Genomic DNA, 21,356 nt, shown 5'->3' on the forward strand with positions numbered 1-21,356 from the left:
AACCCCTCTCGTGCACCACGTATAGGAGAACCGCCACCTGTACTACTCTTCCTTGTCTGAAATTTAGTCAATGAAAGACTTTACCTACCGAAACTGGGGTCACTCCCTAATTAGAATGAGCGGCGCTGCTTAGCTGGTCTTTAAGAACTAGGCCGTAATAACGCACGACCTGCAAAACTAGCGGTACATGAGCAGCTAGCTGGACTATTTTTTCCGGCTCATCTTTAAGATTTACAAGTAGACTTTTTTTATTTTTTTCGGAGGCTATAACTAGGACTTTGTTAACGTCGGAATTGCGGCCCAAAAAGACCACGTCTAAACCGTTTAGAGCAGTTGCTCCGTCGAAACGAACGGTGCGCAGTACTACGACTTAGACATTCGTACCTACTGAAATGGTTGCGACAACTTGCTTAACATCGCCCAAACCTCTTTTTCTTAGCGAATGAGTTAGGACTTCTCGCTTTTCGTCACCGTATAGTGCTTTACCCCGTGTGAAACTAGCGCGAAAGAAATGGATTACATCTAGTCCACGTGTTTCAAAGATAATAAGGTGCGCCGTATCCCTCAAACCCCATATGGTAAGTTGCGGGGTGACTTCTGGCGATAGACTACTGACTCCTTCTTAATTTTTTATTTTACTACCATAACGAGCCTCCTTCTCGTCGTCTTAAACAACATAAACCAGCTAAAAGTTGCCCTCGTCGGCTACTAGAACGGTTCCGTTGTCTATAACGTGCTTCATACCAGTACGCAATGCCGTACCTGTTTCTTGAGCCTGGACATTGGATGGTCTTTCTTGTGAGTGGTAAGGACCTCAGAGGATACTGCGGAGTGCTAGCACTCAAATCACTTCTTTGACGAACACTCTAACTACGTCGTCAGGCGTTTTAATAGGTTTGGCGTAAACTACTACGGCATTTATAATATTTTTTCGTATAATTTTAAAATCTTTTTCCGCGCTGAAATAATAACTTTTTTCTTTGAGACTTACTTCTTCTAAATCGGTGTAATGTATAGTTTATTATTAGCATCGGACCCCTGAGTGTCGTTTTGGGCCCATTAACTTCATAAGGTCTTAGCGCTCAAGGTGAGACGATGTAGGTCAAATGTATGTAGTTTTCCATAGGAAAAAACAATAGTAACTAACCAGTATTCGACAAAAACTGAATTACCGAAATTTCGCGAGCAAAATAGTTTTACTTAATTGGGTAGCTTAACTATTCCTTCAGCGCATTTTTTTATTACCGACTTCGCAAGCGAAAGACCTTCTATCTGGTGAGGATATCGGGCGACGTTCGCTCCTTATAAATTTATCATAAGGTTAAAGAGTAATAACTCATTTAAATTCTTTTTTAAGAACATAAAATCGACTACTTTCTCAAGAAGTATCGAAGGACCGTTTGGTCCAGAATACACGAAAAAGAGAGGACGAGAAGGGGTTAGTCTACGTCGGTATTGTCACGGGAGTATTCAACTCTTTGGTTCTCTTATTCTTAAATACGGTATAACGAGCGCATGGTTGACGGGGTCTAATTTAAGTAGTGCAAGTGGGTAAAGTCAGCGTGCGCTTAGGGGTTGTACACTTAATACGCGGGTTTATTACTAAAATCGGCCGAATAACTTCGCACAAAGGTTTACTAGTCGGTTCTGTAATTCACAAAGACGGTATACTCATAGAGCCTATAAGGTACAACTTTGGGACGGAAGGTCGTACCTCGCTATTATTAAAAGACGTAAAAAATGGTTAGCTCGTAAAACTCAACGTTTCTTTATAAGTAGAAGTTGTCGTTAAGGTAGTGCTACGTCCATAAGTTTTCGTGCCACAACGTTAAGTTGATTAACTCGGTGACGAAGTAATTATGTCCTAAAAAATTAAGGCCGTGATTAATCTATCGGCATGTAAACTCCTAGAACTAATTCTACTAGTTTTGTGCGTATAGCGACAAACCGTGCATCACGGCGAAGTCCTAGCTAAAATAAATCTTTTAGTTAATGACGAACGTAGCTACTTAAATTCGATATATTTAGTTCTGGTATTTTAGGTTAAAAAAAACGACGTCCGTTTGACAGTAATATATCTGCATTGGTTAATTCTTTACCTCCTTCGCAGCATAATGCGGTGTAGGTTCAACCTTTAGCGAGTTTTCGTAGGTTTCTAACGAGTGATACTCGATATCAAGGAAGAGGGACATTTATTGCTACCTGTGCTATTCGTAGTCCGGTTAGAGGAAGTTAACGTTAACGGTATTTAGGCGTGAGAAATTATTCTGCAACCCTATAAACTTATGCTCGGACTATCTTGAGTACCCAAGGTACCCTGCGAAGTGGTTAGTAATGTTTTGCTCGTAGCGGATAAACGAGTTCGTGACGTAGTATTAGAAGTAGAACCCGCGGGTTTCCCTGTTAACATAGTAAGTCAAGTAGCTGGTCGAAAACGTTTCGTAGGAATAAGTATTTTCGGAGGAGCCTGTGTTTGAAATAGGTTATGTTATAACCAGTTTGGTAAAAAACCGATTCAAACTTTGGAGGAGGTTAAAAGGTCCGAGGAGTTTGTTTACTCAACGAGGCCCTTGGTCAAGGTTAACACACTACGTCGAGTAAACTCTGTAGCGGACGACTAATTCGGGTTATTGATGGAGTAGTAGAGGTGGTTGTTATTCATTGCATCCCGAGAACTGAACTCCATTTATCAAAGCCCGATTTAGACCAGATGGTGGTGCACTATGTTAGCGAAACTGATTTAGTCCCGGGACACGACGACGATGTTCACGGCGTGGTGGAGGACACGATCGGGGTTTGTTTGGTTAACCTTTTACTATACGACGTTTAAGAAACCATGTGGTTACTTAATGTAGTTCTTCAGCTCTCCGGTTATTTACTTATAGTTTTGCTTTAAGTGCTCACTGTAATAGTTACTGTAGAAGAACACTCCATTCATCTAGTTTTTCGTTGCAACGTATAAAAGGAAGTAAGTTCCACGAACGATGTATAACCAACGCTAACGACTTAGCTGACGAAGGTGAAGGTACATGTTTTTAGTGGTATGGGAAGCGGAGGAGTCCCTACTTATTTTTGGGCAACTCTATTTGTAAAAATGACCCTTACCAATGACCTACAACCTATAGATGTCATATTCGCAAGTATCCGTAAGGAAAAGGACTTGGCTAATATAAGGTTCATATCTGGATAAGAACTCCATGCTGCAATTCGGAATTGAATAAGATTGTTAACTTCGTTCTACTTAAATCCTAGTCCTAATAACGTATCATTTTTTTCTCGGATATACTAATTCAACGGAATCTTAGTATAGTTAAACTACATTATTTATCTCTAGAACGTATTGACATCCAAAACGGAGTCATGTTCCGTAAAAACAAAGCTCCTCGGCTAAAATGTACTTCATTTACTCGTCACGTCTTTGTCTCTATTGCGTCGTTATTTACTTTTTTACGTGTACGTCTTCGAGATTACTTATTGAATCCCTATTCCTTAATATTACCCGTTTTTCTTATTCGTCAGTTGAAGTAAACGTCCTTTTTTGTTAAAACTATAAGGAGGTCCTAATCAACGAGTTTCTTCCCGCGTTAATTAACGGCGGTCTCTTGTTAGATCTAATTGTAGTCACTGTAAGTAACTAGGCCTATGTTTATTATGAGTATGCTTTGGTGAATCAGTAGAATGGTTTAGTTCTGGGGTTTATTTCGTATTTTTAGGAAGTGCCTGTGCCGCGTTTGAGTTACGTAGTAGCGTGCTAAAAAATTTTTTTTTACTCGTTTATTGTCCAACACGTTGTCTATATTTGAATTGACATCTGACCGAATTTCTCAACTTTTTATGGTATAGCCCACGTACCTAACGAATATCATTAATGATATTTGACCCATAGTTGTGGGCGGTTGGATTACCTACCAAATCAACCACCGCGGTATGGCTCCTACCTGTTTATTCTCGCCTTTTCTAGTTGTTACTTCGTCTTCGATCGCTATTATGACTATATTAATACTTCGTCTACCTCGTTAAAAAACTCCTGGGAAGATGGGCGATACTTTTGGTGAGAAAACGGTGAATAAATAAACTTGTTAAGTTAGCAGACAATCTTGCGGTACTTATATTTGGTGCCGTTCCTTATTAAATACTATTTTTGATAACCGTGTGTTAACGGCTTGTTAACGTGGCCAATTACCGGTTTCTCCGCATATTGGTATCGAGTCTTTGTGGTCAAGACACTTAGAGTTAAATTTTTATCCCCGTTAATGTACGTAGTAGTCTTAGGGACCCGATATTTATGGGGGTAATTATGAAAAAAGAAACTAACACTACCATGGGATAGGGAATAACTCCCGTAATTACTTAATCGTTGCTATTTGCCCCAGCGTCTCGTTCATGTAGTCTAATGACGTGCGACATACCCGTTTTGCCCATACTGATGGTCACTAATAGCGGTCGCGAACCTAATACAGGTTGGGTGAGCTTTTGTTTATCTTCTCAATAGCCTTACGATGTCTGTTGTATAACGAGGGCCTCGTGTTCTTGAGTAAGTCGATAATGTGTCAAACTTATTTTTTTAGATATAATAAAGACGACCCTAATTTGACCGTCACCAAGTCAAACGGGTTTGAAATCCTTAAGGACGTTGATTACACGAGCGTCATCTACACATAAAACTACTCGTTCCATTAATAGTTCCTAAACTACTTGTTTCGTTATACTGGGTTCCGTTACCATTTTGCTATCTTTAACGGAGTCATGAGTTTGGGCTACTTGCGAGAAATAACTATCCACTACCGCATTCACTGACCCTTCGAGCTCTTTATCATTGTGCTAAATAACCAAAACGTCCGGATTTAGGATTCCTTACCCACTTTTTAGTGAGACTAAAAATATAGTCGTTAAGTTCAAAAATGGGCTATTAGGGAAATCCCGATTGAGTCTTACTCAACTTTTTTAACGGAAGTGTTATAATACGAATAATACTTGTCCCCGAACGACTTTAAATATTGAGACAACAAGACTAGTTCCCTCTACTGGTACAAATAGTAAGTTCAAGAACTATTATATAGCGGTGTCCCGAACTCAAACAAAGTAGGACTGTAAATAGTTGATCCGGAATTGGGTCAACTCGGACTACGGTAAGAACACGCGAGGGTATTTAATGTATTAGTAGTTAAAAGTTTTTCTAATTTCCGCCATCGTGCTCGGCCTTGGCCATAACTATTATAGGGACAACTACATGAATGCTTATACCCATAAGGCCATAAAATACGAGGGCCTCGTTTACGGTTACGTCATTTTCTTAACCACTACCGACGGTACTATTACCCAATATCTGTAAATCTACTTTGGGCGAGGAAATAATGACTTGACAGTTTTCTCCTCCTCGTAAATAAGTTAGTTCTTTAGCTTTGATTTTTTTTCTTTAAATAACCGGTACTTTAAAGTCCATTTTGAAACCCCCAGTATCCGAATCCATTATATCCGCAGTTTCATCGATTACGACCCGACCGAAATCCTTACTTCCATAACCCAAAACTATGCTTATACTGAAACTGATTACGAGACCGAAACTACGGACCTCAACTTTTTCAATACCTTTACTTACATAATGAACGAGTACGTCTATAATAATGGGATGTATAGGGAAATTTAAGTCGATGTTGAGTAAATTAATTACTTCTTTTATAATGGAACCAATTTGGGGTATACGACAATGAGTTAAAAAGCGCGCTTGTTTATCAGTCACTTCGACGCTAAAACGTTGTTAATTTATTGGTCGTTTAGTACCCTATATAATGTCTAAAGGGTTGTCAATTAAACCGGCCAGTAGGGTTACAAAACAGGAAGGGGGTAAACCCTCGTTCATGAGTCCTTCGTCTTGTTTCGCGACGTCTTTACCAGTAAGCGTTATAAACATTAATAAATCTTGTACCGTAGTAGCTTATAAGACAATTAAAAGGATTATATAGGGAGAGTCGTTGAGTTCATGGCTTAACAATGGCATATAATTAATAGTTGTTTTTACGGGGTCCTCGCTACCCCTTTTAGTGGGTTTTATATAGTTTTGATTTGATGTTGTAACTTGTTTACCTTTTATTTAGTGCACCCCGTTAACGACACTTGGACTAACTATATAGCCCTGGATTTCTTAGTAATTGGGTTGAAACACTTGTTAATTCTGTGTAAAGTTCATATTATCTACATGCTGACCAAAGATTGCGGGTATTTGTTATTTTTTTCGCAAAAAAACTTTTTAGGTCTAAAGAAATGATGTGAAGATATACAAGAAGGGAATAAATATAACAAAAAAAATAAAATTAGTCCTAACGACACGTATTATAGCTCAATGAGCGGTAAGCACTAGTATTTTGTTTACCGTACCGCCAAACAAATTTCGGGTTTTAAGGAATATAATAATGGGGTAGAGAGCAAGTACTCTAAGCATTCAACGTTTTATTTTATCGTCTCGTCATAATGCGTGTTGGTACCCTACCTCAAATGATGGAAGAAACCATAAATGTAAAGCTATGTTGTGGTACCTTTCCTGAGCTGAAAGTTAAATAAGTGCTTCGTAATTATTTAGTAGTACTTGTATTTTATCTTTAGATGTAACTTGCTCATAAACTTAACGAAAAATAGTTAATACATCCGGACCCGGAGGGGAATTAATTGACGAGAAAATATTTGTCTTTTGATTCGCCGTAAAGCGTTCTAAAAAAGATAAATTTAGCTTATTTGAAGTATTTTGCTATATTTCTAGACTTAACGAGGTTGATATTATTTGATGGAAAATCATTTAACTTAAAATTAGGACTTTATTTCTTCCGTAGTAAAGGGGAACTTTAAATATGAGCGTTATTAAAAATACGAAAACTACGATAACTAAACTTAAGTTACTTTTTTTAAGAAGTGAGCGTACTTATAAATGGTTATGGTGTCAGGGTTGTTTTACTTTATTCTGAGTGAAAGTTAGTTTATTCGGTCGTTTGTTAACTTTCTTAAATAGTTAACCGGAGTCTTTTGTAGTTAAATTAGTTTGCTAAAAGGAACTAGGTTAGTCATCGATCGGTTTTCATTGGTGCGTTATGTTGATATTTTATTTTTATTTATCGTTCACGATTGTAAAATTTACGTTACCTCATATTATACATTTTTAAAATATGTGCGGTCCCATTTAGTTACAAGCCGGACTTGCTTTTTCATCCTTTTAGGAAAAAATTTTGTCGTTTAGGTCCACTTGAAAAACAATGGTCAGCAAAAAAATGGTATGTCCCTCTTCCCGGAAAAGCACCAGTAGGACGGATAAAATAAGCAGATCGGTTTACATTAAATCGTACAAGAAAAACACTATGAATGAAACTGCAACCACTTACCTCTTCAAAAAGGAGAAATAACCTCCTTCGTCTATTGGATTAACTACGAAAAAAAGTCTTAGCCTCAGAGAGATGGGGGAGGACCCGGGTCCCAGACCGTTTTTTTTATTAAAATCAGTAATGACCACCCCTTGGGAGTAATGTTGTTTTAAATAGACGGAAAAATCTCCTTCGGGTTGGCATAAAGGTTATATGAGTTTAACTTAGCTTGCCATAAAGATAAAATAGACTGGAAGGTTTTTCGTGCTATAATCATCAATCAGGGTTTACGGACCTTTTTTTACCCGCTTGCTAAGCTATGAACCTTGGGTTACGTTTTTACAACCTTGCTCGACTAATAAACTTCAAACAGTACAGTCGGGGGCTTCTTCTAGTTATGTTTGGGATATCGCTTCATGGCCGTACCCGTGTACTTACCCGACTTTTTTGCTTATTTGTCCACAAACACTCAGGGTACTTATCTATGGTTTTTCTTGGCGTTGCACAAGCGCGGTAAGCTCTATTTCCTGTCCTAAACTGAAACCGTCTTGCAAGACTTTAGTTACTTCACCAGTCGAAAACCCTCGGTCCAGAAAATCTAGACCTTTTTTTAGTTGCATTAGTGCTTATACGTCGTCTTATAACATACTTTATACCTAAATAAGAATTAAATGTTTAGGTAGATAAACGTTCGAACGGCATTTATTCAATTACTTGTACACAGAACGATGTAGGGTATGGAAGAACGAACACAATAGTGACTCTATTGTGTTGATGTCCTGAATGCTTTTGGGGTTCCAGCTCCGTTTTTTACAAAAATTGCTTCTCTAACCCAAAAAGCATTCAGGACTTGATATTTTCCGTCGAATAATAAATTATTATCTACAAGATGCATAACGCGAAATCCAGACTCTCTACCAGTGGTTTTCGCGGAGGGAGAGTCCCAGTCTTGTGCCCCGCATCCGATTCTAATTATTGAATTATCTTCCATCGTCTTGAGTCTTTAAAAGATATATTCATACTTATTTGGGCCAAAAACGATGCGGGGTGGGTCGGTGTTAAGTATCGGTTATTAATTAGTCTTGTATGGTATAGCACTGGTGTTGTACAACCACTAAATTAAACGGGTGTAGATAATCCTGTAAAGCGATGAACTTGGTATGGTAGCAAGCAGAACTGTTGTAGCAATTGGTTACCACTTAATGTAAACGACGTGCAATTCAAAAAGTGCGGGTAAGGTGTAAATACTGTAAACATAAGGTAATGTTGAGGAGGAACTTTTATTTAAAGAAAGTTATATCTGTGTTTAATACTTGAACATAAGGACTCCAAATGGGATTACGTCAACGCTGTGCTTTACGGAGTAGTTATACTAAAAGTAGTTTATGGACTTGTGGCACAAGGTAATTATCGCGCCGTCATTGTGGACGTGGAAAATAATTACACGCTCATTTTCAAGGTAGTATTTAGAGTGAATTGGGTGTTCTTCCCGAAGAGCGGAAATTTTATCGTTGTGCATACACTATAAAAAAATGTTCGAGTTCACGAAAAACGCGGGGAACTTCTTTTTTTAGTCAGTGTAGGACTAACGATAAACAAAACTGATTTCGTAAAAAGAAATTATGTAGTCGTGGGCTAAAAAATGGGACTTAGAGTCGTCCTCCAGAACCACATCCATCGGGTGGTCGGTAAAGGCCTGTTTACCATTAATACAAAGGAAGGAATTTGGTAACGACGTTTTCACCTACCGAAACGTTCGTTAGAGGGGGTAGTATTGCTTGAAAAACTGGTTCTTCTGTTCGCGAGTACTCATGAAATCCGTATTTTTAAAAACATAGTTAATTTAGTGTAGTTATTGGTCTGATATCAAATATCTTACATAACTTTGTTCCGATAAAATTTCGTACCGAGAAGCATTAGACTCCCGTAATTATTAGTGGCTTTGTCTCGAATTACGGTAACGTCAACGTCGCTATTATCCTAACTCGTCGTTAGGCCAATGACCTATGTTATGAGGACGTCGGTCGCCTTGAGGATTAGGCAATATTTATTTCCGTTTCTTATTTAAGACCGCATACAATGAGTAACAACGGGCTCTGTCCACCATCCGAAATTGCTAAGGTAAGTTTAGTGGTACCTCATCTCATTATGGGCGTGAGAGTTAACGATGTAGTCATGGACATGGGTAACGTTATGGTTATAGGCGATAACGGTTTCGACCTCGTAGTAAGTGGGGTAGGGGACGGTAACGGTGTTATTTCGGAAAGAGAAACTCGAGTGATTGATGCGCTGCGAATAGGAGCCCGTATTAAAGTCGTTAGTGTAATAACTATGGGTTGGCTGAGCGGTGACTGAGACGCCAAAAAACTGACAGAGGTCACTCGTATATCTGGAGTTAGGGTAAAAAAACGTTGAGTTCATACCGAAGTCCACACGAGCTAAATTATCCTAGGAGTTGACTGTCTTCGCGGTGGCAAAGTGGACGCTATCGGTCTTTGTAGTGCCAACGAGGAAGCCGTGCATTGAGTAGACGTGCGAGTTATTCACTCCCTAATAAACAGGGTATAAGAGCGTAGTTAACGTCTAAGGGTTCGCGTTAAAAATTTGGTAGCTAGAACGGTTATTGAGGAAAAGGGCTTTGACGAAGTTTTAGACTATGACGACGTTCACTATTAACAAAGAGAAAACGACGTCAGTATTAACGTAACCGTTCTCCTACAAGTGAAACGACAAGATCACGTCGGCGATCTCGCTCATAAAGTAGTCGAAGTTTGAGAAAAAGACACTATTAAACCCAATTAAATCCCACTGGTTCCCAGTCTCATGGGCAAAATAGTTGTTGTTCTTAAAAGTGAACGAGGTAAACAAGGTTACGGTGACGTAAAAATTGATTATGTGGTAAGACGCGTGGAAACGGCTGTCGTTGGTATTACCTGTACCCCCACCGATTAGGATCTCGTGTTCCTGTCCGTTATTAGTCGTGACTTTGGCGACGTTCATTTGGTATCGACTTGCGTCCAACGCCCGGGTCCTTCTTGGTTCGCTACTTTCGTTGATGTCGTTAGTTTTAATGGCGTCCGTGTTTGGTTGGTCTTTGACATAGCCGGTCAGCAACTTATCCTCGAGCCGACGCAACGCGAAGTGACTGGTATACATGTTACACACGATCGTACCATAGCGACGGTTGTACGAGACGGAAGTAATATTTTGACGGTAAGACCAAATAACACCGAGGTTAGTGAAAACTCGGGTGTAAAAATGACTAACCGTAGCTAAGGGGTCATTGGTATCTGAGTAGCTGTCACGACGCAGGAAGTTTGTGGAGTGGTAGATGCCCATAAAAAAGAGGTCCAGCTTGTGCCTCGAATAGGGGTTGGACCTGAACTAGGTTCCAATGAAGGAGGAGTAATGGAAAACCTAGTTAAGCTGCGCGTGAAAGTCCTTGGTCCAAGTTATTTCGCGCTTATCGTGGAGGACAAACAAGAGCACGAAAATTAAGGTCGTGAACTGGATCGTCTTGGTTTCACCACTACTGACGTCGACGAAGTTTTATTTGCAACTAGTATGGAACTAAGACATTCCGTCGTCCTTTATTTGGCCCATTATGATTCCGCTACCATGACATTTGGGTACGTTGTGGATAGGGGTATCGTTATTCCCACTTGTACAAGTCAACTGCACAAAAGTCACTTTACTTGCGCGCAACCTATTTTCCTTTTGGTGTGGTATTTTGATGCCCCCAACGCTTATGTTTAACTTAGGTCCGTCTTGATAAACGGTTCTATTTTAGTACTTTGTGTACAGGTGGGTAAAGATTATGTTTATGTCCATATGAGTCTTATTCACGATTGGTTTTGGCTACGAAGTACGAGAACATAAGACCTAAAAGAACAAGACGCCTTTGCGAAAGGCCAAGATCCCGGTACGGTGTTTACCCTGTTAAAGGCCCGCGCCTAACTGCTTAAAGACCTACGTATCCTGTTCACATTTAAGGCCAGTGTCAGGCTATTGATAGGCCTATTAGACCGACAGAAACGTAGACTACTACAGCCACTGTCGGGACTACACGTAAGTAACCAAGACTACAAAAAAAAACTACTACACACACTAGTGTTACAGGTACAACGTAGTAACTGAATAGGGATAAAAACAATCCACTTTGAGTTATGTAGTGAAGTTAGTTAGTACAAAAAAATCGGTTAAAAAGAAGGCAAACGACTTGTTAGAGGAGATTTTTTTCTAGTTATCTCCAAAAGAACCACAACCGATTAAAAAGTATGAAATGACTTGGGAGCTGTTTGACTTTATAAGATAGTTTTAAGGGAAAGAAGCGAACTTTTCGCTTTCCAGGATATTAAAATAGTCGTAGAAGAAACTATCTATGGGGTATTTATAATTGTTCTAATAGATTTTCAAGGAACATTCATTAAAATATCTTAACCGTACCCGGTCAATTACCTCGACCTTGTAATCCCAGGTAGTTTATCTGTATTAGGCAAAGAAAAGGCGCGAGACGGGGTTGTTAATTTTCGCTTACCGACGGAAGTTAACAAAAAACTCCCGGAACAAAGAATCATACTTAAACTATAAATAGTCATGACGAGAGTTACCATGTATAAGGTCCTTATTTATGCTGTGATCCCCGACATATTTAATGGTATCCTGGCATGAGAACTTCATAGAGGTACTCAGGTAGTTAGCCAAAACTTCCTAGGGTGAGACTTGGGAGATTAACTATCGTACTACGTCGGTCTGCTTGGTGACGGACTACCATCTTTCCTCGGTACTCGAGTCCCAATAGAAATAAATTAACATATAATAGTGTTATTAAAAGTACTCTAAAATGGTGACTAAATTATGTATTGAGATTTACTAAAACATAACGTTAAAGCCGTAGTTTTGGGCAATATACAAAATTTGCCAGTTCGCAAAAAAGACGATTACGCTGTGTTAGTTGCATAAGGGCAAATAACTCCATAAGAAGTTTTAGTAGTATAACTAATATGAAAAACTATATTAGTAATGTTTTAAGTTATATCCAAAGATAGACAACAAAATAAAATCTTCATAGGTATCTATCCTTGAATTCCAGGAGGTATAGGCGAAGGTTGAAAAATTACTTCAAAAAATAGTGGAGAACCCATTATAAGAATAGAAAAACAAGACGTTATTTCAGTAGTTTAAGAAGACTATTGTTAAACCGTCACAAAAATAGCTTAAGTTAAAATAAATTAGGGGCTGCTATAAGACTCTTTTGATTGAGTTATTTAGCAAGAAAAGGTACGAGACCTAGGGATAGTAAAAAGGGTTTTGCTTTCGCGTTGCCTAAATCACGTATCTCGCGTGTTCATGGAGGAAAAACTCGTCCAACTCGAGATTCATATAGTCCGAGTGGATGTATTGCAAATGGAGCTCCTTGTAGTTCATTATTTCATAGCCGACAAAACTATTCTTTTAATCCGTATTATTAATTGAGTTTGTTTCTAGAATACATATTAATAATATGTCTAACTAACGTAACCAAAGTTGATGACATAGTAGCTTAATTTAGCAGTTGACATATGGGTAGTGAAAGATGATGGAATCGTTAGTGGACTAATTTAAGTACCCGTTAATTGAGAAATGTAACTCATCAATACCCGGGTAATTCACTTTAATTCATGAGTGGAAGGACTAAAAAACTCTTATTTTGGGTGTTTCTGGCTAATCAATGTCCCGCTAGGAGTGAAGGTTTTACCAAGCGTATAACTATAAATTCTTAACATACTGAGCTAAGACCTCGACGAAACGATTTTTTGCTTCCTCATTATAAGTGGTCCTAGGAATTAGCGAGACCAAAAACGTCCCAATATAAATTAAATTTATTAAATAATTGAAAAGAAAATTCACTACGTAATTTTGGTTAATGAAGCCGGGTTGAATTTATGAATTCTATTTTTAGTTGTTAGTAGCTTACTTCAAATGACAAGAATTTAACGAACCAATTGGTCTCAAACAAGGTAGATATTTTATTTATTACCGAATAACAATTGGGTCTTAGAAATTTAAGTGACAAAAATTAGTGTACGCTCGTAAAAACTTTTCTTCGTCAAAAATTAACAACTAGGAGTTAGCTGAATTATTTTAGTTACTTGCATATAACTAGCACATGGCGCTATAAATTAGCAAATATAAGACTTTTGTTTGGCTGTTGTCTTAATATAACTGACGGAAGGGACGGCGATACTTAGACCTATTTACCTTAAAAGAAAACGGCTGAATTGAACATTTTTTGTTCTACCGTACGTCGTTAATTAGGGCACGACTGTAAGTATAAAAATCAAGCCACGGTGAGATATTTAACAAGACGGACTACGCTTAGTTATCCTATTACCTTATTTATGAAAAAGACCGACGAATATCCGTATTTCATAAATACAGGTTCTATGTCGTAAAACTTGGGAAATAATATTAAGACGGTTTTTAATTAAAATACAAAATTTAAGCAGAGTATTTCTACTAATAAAAAAAACTGCTTTAATTCTTTGCTGAGGAAAAGACCAAGGTCTTAGTTGCAGACAGGAACATGGTTGTAAAGTATCATAAAAAATTTAACTGGGTTATGTTCTAGTGTACTTCCTGGTAGTTGCTACTATACTCCCTAGTGGTACACATTAAGTACGTCTAGTGATAAATAGAATATTTCTTTATGAGCTTAGTCGCCAACTACCCAATCGCCTTATAGTGAGGAGTATAATAAAACCTTAAGAACTAGCTCATTGCAGAGGAGTAACAGATCTCTCTACAGAAACATCTAATTAAGTTTAACAGGAAAGAATAAATTGTGGACCTAACCGTGAAGTCATAACTTTAAGTCGGTTTTTGATGATAAAACAAAGTGTTGTCGTAGTTTACGAACTCGCTGTATTAGGAATAAGTCGGACGGAACTTAGACATTAACGCAAGGTTGTAATATTCTTATCGGAACGGACAATTCATGGGTTTTTTGCATAACTTTTAGTGTATTGCCATGAAGAAGCGGTTACTACAAATATCGCCATACCAGACGGCGAGATAATAGTTTCAATTTATTTGAAACATTAAGTAAGCGTTATAAAAATCGTTAGAACGATTATGAACCGAGTAATTATTTCATAAGTTATCTATTCAAGTCCCAACCTGAAACGTTAAACAGTACTTATGCTAACGCTTAAAGATATCGGTAATCGCTCAGATTTGGATTACTCTTGTTTGGTAGTAGATGAAGTTAAACAAGCTATAACAGATTGGGATTGTGTAGGTGGCATTAAAGCGCGTTTTGAACTGAGTCATACCGTTAGCTGAGAAGGAACCATACAACCGCTTCTCTTAAATTCTTTAAAGCTAGCCGACCTACTCATACAAAGTATTCGAGTCGGTTGGTACGAACAAAGCCACTTATAAATTTTATTTATAGGGTCAACTATCCTGTATGTCGTTAAACGCGGTTAACTCGTGAATTATTTTGTAGTTCTTGTAGCTATGACAGGAATAGGTATTCCCATTTCGGTGCAACAACCTATCGGACCGAGTCCAAACGTCAGTAAGGCCAACGCACTTTTCCGGGGGTTAATTAGCTCTCACGTCCATTAGGAACAACAACGGCATTTATTCGGTTAGGTAGCTCTTTAGGTAATCGGCGATGTATTAAACGAACAGGAGACCGTGGATTATGTCTCCGATTCCTCCTTTTGTTTTGTTTATCTAGGTTACCTTATAGAAACCAATTGACTACGTTATAGTTGCGTGATAGGTAAAAGCGTGAATTATGTAAAACGTAGAGTAGCAGTGAATTTAATTGGTTATTCGGTAGAACGTGTTACGGCCGCTCTACTTTATGCGGAACGTCCCCAAACCTTGAAACAAGTTATAGTCATTACTAGACAAGGTAAACGACTATTAATGACCGTAGACGGACTATTACGAATTATTTATGAACGAAAAACGCGCGTGCGAGCTAGTCGCAAAACCATAGGAGTCTTGTGAGGCTAGATGACCATTACTGTTATATTACGCGGGGAGACGCTTATTCCATGAGTTAATTACAAAAACGGTTCGGAGGTCAGGGTGGGCATTAGTCTATCCAACGTAGTGAAAATTTGAGAACAACCTGTTCTAAACGACTCTAGACGCGAAAGAAATTAGACCCTTATATTTTACATAGAGCCTAACGTTTGACTAAAAGTTGCGACAACCATCGATTATCTATGAAATTATAGAGACCGTTCCATGAGAACCATAGGTTCAGCTAACTTATTAAAAATTGTTCGAGTTCAAGCAATGATTTCCAAAAGGTTTTTCGTGTACGGTATCATACCATCCCTAAATGGAATAGACATAGTACTTAGCGTATACGTAAAAGACACTGGTTATACTTCGCTACTCCGGCGTTGAATTTGTAAAAAACTGTTGTTACTTTATCTAGTAACTTAACCGAAACTAATATATTCTTGTGATATAGAAATAAGAGTTATCCGGGGTTAAGTAAATCTGGTACATAATTAACTATTAGGTCTAGTGGGTTATCGAAAAAACGGAAGAGGCCGAGTAAACTATAGTGTTTGTTGGACCTTCAGACGAAAACCCAGCCGTTTAACTTGAACTTCCCTGAGGTAGCTCAAACTATGTCTAAGACTTCTATTCTTAGTATTCCTTATTTTACTGAAACGCAGTGAGAAGAATCAAATTTGAAGAGTTAAAGTGGTTAGTCTTTTGGACTTAATAGTATTTTAAACTGTAGTTTTGTTTCGAGTAATAGTACGAGTCGTCGAGAAACGCAATTAGCCCAGGTGTGTGAAGCTCCATGAAGGACTCAACATCAGTAAGCGCGTTTGCATATTCCGTGTATTCACCTTACGAGTTTAAGTAAGTAAGACTCATTATTTTATGAAACGTAGTGGGGTAGTTCGTTTTATCCACCTATTATTATCAATTTCGGAACCGACGAAAACCAGTCCTCATAAAACCTTTTTTACGACAGTACTACGTCCATTGAGAGCACGTCTTGGACCTTAAGTAGAGCTATTCTGTTTCGTACAAAAAATTTTAAGAGTATTTAAACGCTATTTAGATTCGCTGCGAGTTTTCTACTAAAATTGAGTAACTATAGTTGGCTAAGTCTTTCGCTGCCGCGAGCGCTTAACTAAAGGTAAAGTCTTTTGTCAACGGTTAATAGTAGAACGAAGCGTTTTTATAACTAAAACATAACAAGCAGCGAAAAACCGAACTGAACGTTGACTTTGAGAACTCGGACGAAACCCATATTACCTGCAAGTTATACTTTAACAAGTTATCTTTTTCGTAACGCAACGTTATGATCAAACCGCCGACGGTTTGGACTGAGTTATTTTCGCCAACGCCCTTTTTGTTGAAATAGTTTTTATTTTAAGACTAACTACATACAGTTTACAAGATTCAGGTCGAATAATGATTTATTTTTGAGTAATGGTCCGTCGCTTTTGTAAACTGGATTTTCTCCTACGTGTTGTAGGCGCCCCCTAACTCAGCTCTAAAAAAATAGTTGGGTTTTAAGTCAGCGTAGTTTATGTATTACTCCATTTAATTGAAACAATTTGAGTACTGGTGACAAAAATATCATATCTAAGGTCAGCTCAACAAAGGGAACGTACATTGACCAGTGTTGTCTTAACTCACGTCGGAGTAAAACGTGTAGTTCTTGTAATGAACAAAGTACTCTGTATTGTATGACTGGATTAAGGTTGTTAACCGAGCGGAGAACTCAACATACTCGTTGATTTCGGTTAGCTATTCATATTACGAGTGCTGTCCAGCGTCGACATTTTGTTTATAGCGATTTTAGTAGACTACAAAAACGATTTATGGCAACTATTGAAGCCCGATTTACGAAATCTCGTCAAACGCTTAAGCGGCTCTTCTGGTCATTAACCCGAAATCGCCAAAATTGTCTAACTCCATGAGGGACGAGACGTCAAAATCCTTTGAGAACATTTTATTCTACTCGTAATCAAGGTGATTTTGGTTTACGTGACTGGGGACGCGAAGAATTGAAACTCAGGCGGAGGGTAAGCTACACAACGTTTCCCTCTGCTTATAGGGGTTCTACTTATACACCTAAATTAAAAAATTTTACTTCGTTGAATATTTAAAAGAAGAAAACGTTTGACTAGTGACAAAATTATTGTGAGCGGTGCGGTCGTCGTGAAAGTTCCACTGGTTATAAGCAAAATTGACGTGGTTCCATATTCCCTAATAAGACTCATACAGGAAAAGGTATTTGGACCAACTAACGTACATGAAGATACCCTAGAGGATTACCCCACGGGCAGGGTACACGAAGTTATATTGACTACAGTGGTGACCTATTTAGGCAAACTGAATTTCGAAAATAGTACTGAAGAAGGACCGAAAACGGTAATCCTTGTCAGTTAGGCCGTCTCGCAGGCAGTGATAAATGACGACTTCGAAATTATTGGCGATTTTACCATAGAAATAGCGCATTGCGTAGTCCATTGGAAAAGTTATTGTCATGCGGTGTCGGAAGACGAGAACGTATAGGTAGACGTGCAAGTAGTTTTCAAAATGTAACTGGTAGTCCTCGATTTCGAAACCGAAACGTATTTCATTACAAACGAAGTCCGTTATCGTTGTGTAACTGTGGTGGTCGTTCGCGTATTAGTTAAAGGGACAAAAAATTTGAAACTGTACGTATTACTTAGCGATGATTACTACTTCTTGTCCGGCATAGGTGTGACTAACTACCCGGAAAGTTTAGTTTGCATATACGATGCGCAGGACCTTAGTCTAAGCTATGTAACGGGCAATAGCTTATTTGTGATTCAAGGAGCAATCTTTTTGGGCTGAAGAGGTCAACGCGTATCATAAGTAAACCTGGCTGTGGACGTTTTTGGGGGCAATTTGACGGTGCATTACGGGGTCCGTTTATTAAACGTAAAAGATATCGGAATATCCTCGTGAGATTTTTCTAAGCAACAACTCCGAGGTAGTTAAAACGGAGTGCTCCTGATTATGGTTTCTTTAAACGCAGTTTTGTAAATTACAAAAGTTAATTGGGATCAAATAACTGTATTCTAAAGGGACCACGTAGGTATAGTCCTAGTATTATAAAAGCCAATAGGGTTGCGAGGTACCCATATAGTAAATAGGGTGAAAATGGAAGAAGTTCATTGCAAAGTTTCCGTAGTTCTAGTCCTCGTGATCCTTTCCATGTTGAGTACGGATATTATCGTTAACGTAGTAGCCAAAAAAGATGGTGACCAACCCCTCGAACAAATTATTGATTAACAAAGGGGTTAAGGCTGAGATATTTGACTCGGTCGAATAATTAACTACCTATTAGTTTTGGATAACAGCGTCAATAAAATTCCCATCCTCGATCGAAAAGAAATTCGAACCAACGGTCAAGTCATTAGTAGTTACTCAGTTTTGGTTCAAGTTTTATAGGGAGTAGAAGTAGGTTGAGCAGGTGAAGCCAATCGAGTTCCTAAAGAAATGTTTATCTTGTGTGGTTTAGAAATGTCCAGAACTTAGCTAAGAGACGTAATTAAAAGTTTATTAGTAATTCGGTATTTCTATTTAAGAATAACCGTTTAACGAGACGGCGTACGTCTCATAGTCGATTTACAAACACCTTTTGTCCGCGTCCGAATCCTTGTTTGAGTTCGTATTTAAACTCTATTAGTCCCCTATATTAATGACGTACCGAATTGACTAGTAATTAGTTTCAAAATTATTTCCATACAGGAACGAGTAATGAATAGTTTCTGACAAAATTGGGAACCAGAACTCTAGCAAAAACCCGGTATGGCTGGAGCGGGGTTCCGGGGGTTAGTTAACGTCAAGGATGGTTAGGGTTTGCGGCTGCAAGACGTTAGTTTCGTAGATGCTTTGATAATCATGGTGACATTTGACTGAGAAATAACGACGGTTTATGACTCCTTTAGCTTCTTATCTGTTGTTTCTTTAGGTCTAGCTTCAAAAATCAATTGAGTACGTTTATGGTAGGCGGAACGTGGAACCGTCTTTTATTTATTAGATGTAGGAGTGATAATACAAGGTTATTCCCTCGAAATTGGCGATGCGGACGACGTACTTATTATGGAAAATTGTTAGGTAGACGTAAGTTGAGTTCTTCATTTACTGCATGAACAAGAAACAGTGATTGTAGGTTTGAATGTCCTGCTTATTAAGCTGACCATATTAATATAACTTAAAAAAATTAACGAAGAAAATGACGTCCAAATAGCTGTAAAGCGCTTCATTCCTATTGGAGAGAACGTGGACGACTTTCGTTTCGAACGCGACACTGGTCTGGATTTGGCGGTGTTGGAGGCCATTAATCTATTGCGGGGAAAGGTATCTCGCTAGAAAAGAATAGGTTGTTAAACCGAAAAACGTTAGCGCGATATTTTGCAAAGGGAAGCGCTATTCGCTGTTATACAAGTATCGTAAGAAGTTTTAATACGAACTAAAGTAGATGTTAAACGGGTCGCATTAAAAGTAGAAGACAAAAAAGGCATAGTTAGTTTTGTCATAAATTAACACCGTCGAGATTGTGGTCACAAGCCGTTTTAGGTTAGTCACCCGATAGGGGGTCTAAGTCGCCCGGACGACGCTCAAGCCATTAACGTAAGCATCATTCGTGTTAATTAACGTTAAATTCCCGAAAAAATAGTTCGAGAAATTGCTCGCGGTTCTCGAAAAACTACCATAAAAAAACTTTTAGCTATGACCTGAGCTATAGACGACAACTTCCTCGCAGGTCTGGATGCCGTTTTTATTAGGGTAGGTTAACAAGGTTACCTCCTAAGAGGAGGAGGTCGTCTTATAGATTTGGGACTCGTTACTCTGCACCTCGGTCGACAACACGCGGTTAATCTTCGGTTAATAAGGGGACGTAAAATGCTAATCAGGCTCGTGTCCCAACTCCGACGGTAACGTCAACTTTTGTGGTCAGAACTCCGTTTTCGCATAGAAAATCAAATAGAAAACAAAGTTTGGTTACAAGAAGAGCTCGTTTAAGCATATTTCCCTCAAATTGAAAATATTTGACGTATAAATCACTGGCTATTTTTAGCCGGGTTACTTATTATATTGGACGAACTATTCGTCGGACATTAACGCGGTTACTCTAACCTACAACGTTCCTATGACCTAACGAAAAAAGAAAAAAATAAACTCTCTCACACATAAGTAAGAAAGGTTATTAACGTCGGCGAAGAAAGCGGCACGCACGAAATTATCGCTGAGCTTTATTCTTTACTGAAGCTGTGTAACGACGCCATTTCGTATATAGGCGTTTGAGAAGAACGCATAAACGGTTTATGAAAACTATCGAACGATTTTCATTAAGTTCGCGCCAAAATGAAAATCGTCTTTAGTGATTATTCCTGAGAACGCCGTCACATGCACGGAGATAATAAAAATGTCCGCCAAGAACGTCATGCTATACACGCAAGCGTGGCGATTTAGGTTTACTTGAGTGCGGCCGTGTAGCGTTGGGTAGAAGGAATTGGGTTAGGTAACATAAGTTACCTTACTGTCATAAAAAATTGAGTTAAAGTCCTAAATTAAAAAATTTCAACTCCACAAACTTATAAAATACTCGCACATCTGAATTTTGTCGGAATTAGTGAGGTCGATGAGGTCTTCGCGAAAGTCTTACCGGATATAAGCAAAAATGGCTCGACTATATTTCCCCTAAAAGACACGATACCTTAAGTGATTTTTAAAATCAGTCCCATAAGTGAAGCTAACCTAGCCGGTTACCGCATGGGCATGGTACACGAAGTTACATTAGTTATAGAAAACCACTATTAACACTAAAGCGTTCCCGCGACGCTTAATGGAGAAGAACTCGTTATGGTAATCCTTGTCATTTAGGGGGCGAGAATGGTAGTGATAATTACCTTCAAGGAAACTAATGGCGTTCTTATAATAGTAACAGAAATTCTCGCAACGAATTGGCAAAATTTTGCTACTGTGGCGTAGGGA

Annotated in this window: 3 protein-coding genes; 1 reads left to right on the top strand and 2 read right to left on the bottom strand. The window is 38.5% G+C overall.

What is annotated here, in order from left to right; all coding sequences use genetic code 11:
• Positions 1-8,109: 8,109 nt before the first annotated feature.
• Both DGG96_RS21290 and DGG96_RS20645 read right to left on the bottom strand, forming a co-directional pair.
• Positions 8,110-8,241 (bottom strand): hypothetical protein, encoded by a 132-nt coding sequence (locus tag DGG96_RS21290; RefSeq protein WP_276309312.1) that lies wholly within the window; start codon positions 8,239-8,241, stop codon positions 8,110-8,112.
• Between the two features lie 1,820 nt (positions 8,242-10,061).
• Positions 10,062-10,685, bottom strand: a complete 624-nt coding sequence (locus DGG96_RS20645) for a hypothetical protein (RefSeq protein ID WP_133249325.1) — start codon at positions 10,683-10,685, stop codon at positions 10,062-10,064.
• A 3,840-nt stretch (positions 10,686-14,525) separates the two neighbouring features.
• Here DGG96_RS20645 and DGG96_RS20745 point away from each other — a divergent pair.
• Positions 14,526-14,669 carry a hypothetical protein gene (locus tag DGG96_RS20745; protein ID WP_165831573.1) on the top strand — a complete coding sequence of 48 codons (144 nt, stop codon included), beginning with the start codon at positions 14,526-14,528 and terminating at the stop codon, positions 14,667-14,669.
• The last annotated feature ends 6,687 nt before the right edge of the window (positions 14,670-21,356 follow it).

The organism is Legionella qingyii, assembly GCF_003184185.1.

Coding starts and splice junctions, on each gene's coding strand:
- DGG96_RS21290 (WP_276309312.1), bottom strand. CDS start 8,241: ATGCATCTTGTAGATAATAATTTATTATTCGACGGAAAATATCAAGTC.
- DGG96_RS20645 (WP_133249325.1), bottom strand. CDS start 10,685: ATGGGCATCTACCACTCCACAAACTTCCTGCGTCGTGACAGCTACTCA.
- DGG96_RS20745 (WP_165831573.1), top strand. CDS start 14,526: ATGCTAACGCTTAAAGATATCGGTAATCGCTCAGATTTGGATTACTCT.